The 5,118-nt window shown below is 62.8% G+C and carries 2 protein-coding genes; both read right to left on the bottom strand.

The window, feature by feature from the left end; all coding sequences use genetic code 11:
• Positions 1-4,837: non-ribosomal peptide synthetase (locus GIW04_RS27610; RefSeq protein ID WP_236479403.1), on the bottom strand; the 4,837-nt coding region annotated here is incomplete at its 3' end.
• Positions 4,838-4,840: 3 nt separating this feature from the next.
• Positions 4,841-5,118, bottom strand: a 278-nt coding sequence (locus GIW04_RS27605) for a phosphopantetheine-binding protein (RefSeq protein ID WP_236479402.1), incomplete at its 5' end; no start/stop codon positions are given.

Below are 5,118 nucleotides of genomic sequence, written 5' to 3'. Positions count from 1 at the left end.
CGCCACGGGCGATCAAGGCATGGGCCAGGCGGTTGGCCTGGCGATCCAGTTCACCGTAAGTCAGGGTTTGCGCGTCGAATTTCACCGCCACCGCGTCCGGAGTTTCGCGGGCGCGATCGCCGACCAATTCGTGCACCAGGCGCTCGGCCGAAAAGCCAGACTCCGTGCGGTTCCACAGTTGCAGGATCTGTTGTTGTTCGGTCACATCCAGCAAGCTCAACTGGCTGAGCTGCTGTCGTGGGTTGGCGACCATACCCTGCAGCAGGTTCTGCCAGGGGCGCGCCATGCGTTGCACGGTGCTGGCTTCGAACAGGTCCTGGGCATAACCCAAAGTGGCCCATATACCTTCGGTGGACTCCTGAATATCCAGGTCCAGGTCGAAATGTGCGGTCTTGCTGTCCCAGTCCAGGCCTTCTACCCGCAGCCCTGGCAATTGGTGCTGAACCTGAGCCTGGCCGACGTCAGTCTGATGGTTGAACATGACCTGGAACAGCGGGTTGTGGCTCAGGCTACGCTCAGGTTGCAGGGCCTCCACCAGTTGTTCGAACGGCAAATCCTGGTGGGCCTGGGCTTGCAGGGCGCGTTGCCGAACGTGCTGCAGCAACTGCTCGACACTCATCTGCCCATGCACATCCGCCTTGAGCACCTGGGTGTTGACGAAGAAGCCAATCAAGCGCTCGGTCTCGCTGCGATTGCGGTTGGCAATCGGCACGCCGACGCGTATTTCTTCCTGGCCGCTGTAGCGGTGCAACAAGGTCTGGAACGATGCCAGCAACAACATGAACAGGGTCACGCCCTGCTGTTGGGCCAAAGCCTTGAGCCCCTGAGCGAGTTCCGGCGCCAGCTCGAACGCCAGGCGTGCGCCGCGGTGGCTCTGCACAGCCGGGCGCTGGTGATCGAACGGCAACTCCAGCACGCTCTGCTCACCGCCCAACAGTTCCTGCCAGTAGGCCAGTTGACGTTGCTTCTCACCGGCGTCCATCCAGCTGCGCTGCCATACGGCGTAGTCGGCATACTGGATCGGCAGCGCCGGCAACTGCACGTCCTGGCCTTGGCTATAACCGGCATACAGCTGCACCAGTTCTTCGACAGCCAATTGCATCGACCAGCCATCGGAGACGATGTGATGCTGCACCAATACCAACACATGCTCGTCGGCGGCCAGGCGCAGCAAAGTGACGCGCAGCAAAGGGCCTCGTTGCAGGTCGAACGGCTGGGCGATCAGCGCTTCTACATGGGCCTTGAGCTCGGTCTCTTCGATCTCCGCCTGGGTGATCGGCAAGGAAACTGACGGCTCAATCACTTGCACCGCGCCGTCGTGATCCTGGTGGATATGGGTGCGCAGGCTTTCATGGCGCGCCAGCAAGCTATCGAAACTGCGTTGCAACGCAGCCAGGTCCAACCGCCCTTTCAGGCGCAACGCGCTGGGAATGTGATACGCCGCGCTGTGGGGTTCCAGTTGCCAGAGAAACCACTGTCGCTCCTGGGCGTAAGACAATGGCAACGGCTGCACGCGCCCGGCCGGCAGCAGGGCCGGCGCCGTTGACAATGGGCTCTCCTGGGCTTGCAAGGCCGCGACAAACGCCTCCAGCCGCGGGTGTTCAAACACGGCTTTGAGCGGCACTTCCAGGCTCAGGGTCTGGCGGATGCGTGACACCACCTGCATCGCCAACAGGGAATGCCCTCCCAGTTCGAAGAAGTGCTGGTTCAAGCCCACACGTTCGGCTCCAAGAATAGCCGCCCAGATCGCCGCCACCTGTTGTTGCAACGGGGTGACCGGCGCCCGCCAATCCTGTTGTTCCACGCTGGCATCTGGCTTGGGCAGGGCCTGGCGATCCAGCTTGCCGTTGGGGTTGAGCGGCATGCGGTCGAGAAAGATCAGGTGCGCCGGCACCATGTAGTCGGGTAGGTGGTCGCGCAAGGTGGCCATCAACTGTTCGCCCACCTCGGCGCACTCGGTTTCAGACAGCGTCTGCGCAGGTACCAGGTAGGCCAGCAGTTGGTTGTCGGCAGCCAGCAACAGCGCTTCACGCACGCTATCCTGGGCCAGCAGCACAGTTTCAATCTCACCCAGTTCTATGCGAAAACCACGAACCTTGACCTGGTGATCGACCCGCCCGACATACTCCACCACGCCATCGGCTCGGTAGCGGGCCAGGTCGCCGGTGCGGTACAGGCGCTCGCCGGATGGGCTGAACGGGTCAGCGACAAAGCGCTCGGCGGTCAGGCCTGGCCGCTGCAAATACGCACGGGCCAAGCCATTGGCGCTGGCGATATAGAGTTCACCCACGGCGCCCAGCGGCAGCAGGTTCAGGTCGCGGTCCAGCACATAGAGGCCACGCCCTGGCAGCGCCCGGCCAATGGGGCTGGCACCGACGGCGCTGACAGCGCTCGGGTCAGTGCAGTCCAGCACGCTGGAAACCACCGTGGCCTCGGTAGGCCCGTAGGTGTTGAGCAAGCGCACATGGCCGAGCCCGGCGCGCTGCCACAACAGCGGGCCATCCAACGGCATGGCTTCGCCGCCGATATGGATCTGCCGCAAGGCACCATAGGTCCTTGGGCCTGCTGCCAGGCAATCTTGCAGGAACAGCTTCCAGTAGGCGGTGGGCAAGTCGGCCAAGGTAATGCCCTGGGCGATGATCTGTCGGTACAGCTCGGCACCGTCCCACAACTGCGGGCCACGCAGTACCACGGTGGCGCCGAGGGTCAGGGCTGGGTATAGCTGCTCGACGAAACCGTCGAAGTTCAAGGTGGCAAACTGCAACACTCGGTCCTGGGCAACCAGCTGCGAGTAATCCGCCGCGATGCCAGCGAACTCACTCAGTGCAGCATGGCTGATGGCAACCCCCTTGGGCTTGCCTGTGGAGCCGGAGGTGTAGATCACATACGCCAGGCTCTGGGCCTCGACATCAACCGGTAAATTATCGTCGGCACACAACGCCAACTGCGCCTGGACCCGGTCGATGTCCACCGCCAGCACCTGGGTCGGCAACGGCAGGCGCCCATGCAGGTGGGATTGGGTCAACACCAGGCCCACACCACTGTCCTCAAGCATATGCACCAGACGTTCGCGGGGGTACTCAGGGTCCAGCGGCACATAGGCCGCTCCCGTCTTGAGCACCGCAAGCAAGCTGACCACCATGGCAAAGGAGCGTTCCACGGCGATCCCCACCAGCGCTTTAGGGCCTACGCCCTGGGCCAGCAGGTAATGCGCCAGGCGGTTGGCCTGACGGTTCAGTTCCCCATAGCTGAGGGCCTGCTCATTCAGGGCCAGGGCCTGACGTTCCGGCTGCTGATCAGCCTGGGCTTCAAACAGCCGGTGCACAGCCTCAAAGGGGGTGACACCAGCCGGGGTGTTCCAGTCCTGAAGCATCCTGTGTTGCTCAGCGGCACCCACCATCGGCAGCTCGCAGAGGCGGCTGCGGGGTGCGCTCACCACCGCCTGCAGCAGGTTCTGCCAGTGTTGCGCCAAGCGCTCGATGGTGGCTGCATCGAACAGGTCGGTGGCGTAGGTCAGCGCAGCCCAAAGCCCGTCGGCGGATTCATGGGTGTCCAGGCTCAGGTCAAAATGGGTGGTCTGGCTGTCCCAATCCAGTTCCACCACACGCAGGCCCGGTAACTGCTGGCCTTCCCGGTCGCCCTGGGCATCGGTCTGGTGGTTGAACATCACCTGGAACAACGGGTTATGGCTCAAGCTGCGTTCAGGCTGCAATGCCACCACCAGTTGCTCGAATGGCAGGTCCTGATGAGCCTGGGCCTCCAGGGCGCGGCGTTTGGTTTGTTGCAGCAGCTCGGCAAAGCTCATCTGCCCGTCAAGGTCAGCCTTGAGTACCTGGGTGTTGACGAAGAAGCCGATGAGCCGCTCGGTTTCGACGCGGTTACGGTTGGCATTCGGCACGCCAATGCGGATATCCGACTGCCCGCTGTAGCGATACAACAAGGCTTGGAACGACGCCAGCAGCAGCATGAACGCGGTCACGCCCTCTTGCTGCGCCAGGCGCTTGAGCCCCGCCACCAGCGTCGGTTGCAGATGCGCCTGCAGGCTTGCACCGCGATGGCTTTGCTGCGCCGGCCGCGGGCGGTCCAGCGGCAATTCCAGCACCGGTTGCTCGCCGCCCAGCAGGGCCTGCCAATACGCGAGTTGGCGCGCCTGTTCCCCGGCTTCCATCCAGCCGCGTTGCCACAACGCGTAGTCGGCGTACTGGATCGGCAGTTCCGGGAGTTGCAGGTCATGGCCCTGGCTATGGGCGGCGTAGAGCTGCACCAGTTCCTCTACCATCACCTGCATCGACCAACCATCGGAGACAATGTGGTGCTGCACCATCACCAGCACATGTTCATCCTCGGCCAGTTGCAACAGCGTCACACGCAACAACGGCGCCTGGTGCAAATCGAACGGCCGCGCCACCTCCTCTTCCACCCGCGCCATCAACTGTGCTTCATCGACGTGCGCCTGCTGGATCTGCACCCGCGCCTGCGGCATCACTGCCTGCCACAGGCGTTCACCGTCCTCGACCAGTTGCGTGCGCAAGCTTTCATGCCGGGCCAGCAGGCTGTCGAAACTGCGTTGCAACGCGGCCAGGTCCAAGTGCCCGTGCAAACGCAGGGCGCCAGGGATGTGATAGGCGGTGCTGTCCTTGTCCAGTTGCCAGAGGAACCACTGGCGTTCCTGGGCGTAAGACAACGTCGGTGTGTCGTTGTCGTGGCGGGTGGGAGCAATCGGCAGTTGAGCGAAACTCATGCCCCGGCTTTGCAGGCGCTGGTAAAACTGCTGGCGCTGCTCCAGAGGCAAGCGAAGAAAGCGCGACACCAGGTCGATATTAGGGTTGGAAAGCATGGTTCAAATCGCCTCTAGTTCGCTCAAAAAGTCACGAAGGTCATCAAAATCTTCCACGCTGCCGGCGCGGAAAGTGGCTGCGGCCTGCACGTAGGCGCGCAGCGATTCGGTCTGGAACAGTTCCATCAACGGTACGTCCAGGCCGAGCTCGGCCTGCACCCGCGAGGTAATCTGGATCGCCAGCAAGGAGTGGCCACCGACGTCAAAGAAGTTGTCGTTCAGGCCCACTTGCGGCAGGTGCAGGATGTCGGCCCAGATCGTCGCGATCTGCTGCTCAAGCT

The organism is Pseudomonas sp. PA-4-8C (assembly GCF_021606625.1).
GTDB lineage: Bacteria > Pseudomonadota > Gammaproteobacteria > Pseudomonadales > Pseudomonadaceae > Aquipseudomonas > Aquipseudomonas lactis.
Note: the sequence above shows the minus strand (reverse complement) of the source record. Positions and strands in the feature narration are given on the sequence as shown.